General features: G+C 69.6%; 1 protein-coding gene. It reads right to left on the reverse strand.

Annotated elements, in window-relative coordinates; genetic code table 11:
* Positions 1 to 27: 27 nt before the first annotated feature.
* Entirely contained in the window at positions 28 to 1,257 is a 1,230-nt protein-coding gene (locus ACVCAH_RS37855; RefSeq protein ID WP_447141007.1) for an IS110 family transposase, read from the reverse strand.
* Between the last annotated feature and the right edge of the window lie 219 nt (positions 1,258 to 1,476).

Consider the following 1,476-nt stretch of genomic DNA (forward strand, 5'->3'; position numbering starts at 1 on the left):
GGGTCAGACACCCCAGGAGCTGAGGTGTCAAGCAGCAGTGGGTAGGGCGGTGCGGTGTGACCAGGCGGTGGCCTGGTCGTAGTGGGTGTTGGTCTTGAGGCAGCCGTGGAGGATGCCAACGAGGCGGTTGCCGATCTGGCGTAGGGCGGCGGGGTGGCTGACGTCGCGGGCGCGGAGTTCGTCGTAGTACGCGCGGACGGCGGTGTCGTGCAGGATCGCGACGCTGGCCTGCATGTGGAGGGCGTCGACGAGTCGGTCGTTGTGCACGAACCGGGCGTGGACGGTCTTGGTCTTGCCGGATTGGCGGGTGATCGGGGCGGTGCCGGCGTAGTTTTTGCGTGATCTGGCGTCGGTGTAGCGGCCGGGAGCGTCACCGAACTCTGCGAGCACCCGGGCGCCGAGGATGGCGCCGATGCCGGGCTGGCTGAGGTGGACCTCAGCGTCCGGGTGCTGGCCAAAATGCGCCTCGACCTGGGCTTCCATGGTGCGGATCTCGGCGTGGAGAGTCTGCAGGATCGCCACCGTGGCGCGGACGGTTGCCGCGTATGCGCCGGTGACGATGTCGGGCTGGCCCAGGTGCGTGGTGCGCAGGGCCTGCTGGATCGCTGCCGCCTTGGCGGGGATGTCACGTCGGCGGGCCCGTTTGAGCGCGGCACTGATCTGCGTCAGGGTCAGCTTGGCCGCCGCGGCCGGGGTCGGCGCCTTGGCCAGCAGTTCCAGGGTGTCCGCTCCGGTGAGCGTCAGCACCTCGTAGGCCTGCAGCGCGGCGGGGAAGTACTCCCGCAACGCTGCCCGCAGCCGCAGCGTGTGCCGAGTGCGTTCCCAGATGAGCGTCTGATGCGCCCGGGCAACGACCTTGACCGCCTCGGCGATGTCAGAGTCCGCGGCGACCTGCCGCAGCTGGTGCCGGCGGGTCCGCACCATGTCCGCCAGAGCGCGCGCGTCGGCCTTGTCGCTCTTGGCACCCGACATCGACACGAGCTCCCGATGCCGGGCGGCCTGCTTCGGGTTGACCCCGAACACCTGATAGCCAGCCGCGACCAACGCCCGCACCCACGGGCCACGGTCGGTCTCGATGCACACCAGCACCTGCGCCGGCGAGGCATCCTCAGGCAGGAACCCGGCCACGAGGTCGTGGAAACGAGCCACGCCATCCACACCCTCGGGCAGCCGGACGGCCCGCAACGTCCGGCCGTGCTCGTCCTGCACCTCCACATCGTGATGATCTTCTGCCCAGTCGTCACCGACGAACAGCACACCCGCCTCCGCTTCACCACAGGGACACCGTCGGCAGCCCACGGAAGAGCCCGGCGGCCTAATGGACCAGTGCTCACGCGCATCGGCGGGCACGACACCCCATCAGCCGTTCCTCTCCCGACCACGAGCGGGGGCACGTTCTGACCCCAGGACTCATCAAGTCCAGGCGGGGGGAGTGCTCACCCGCCCGCGGCTACCAGTGTCGAGTCTGCCAACGCC

It is taken from the genome of Micromonospora sp. LZ34 (genome assembly GCF_052981855.1).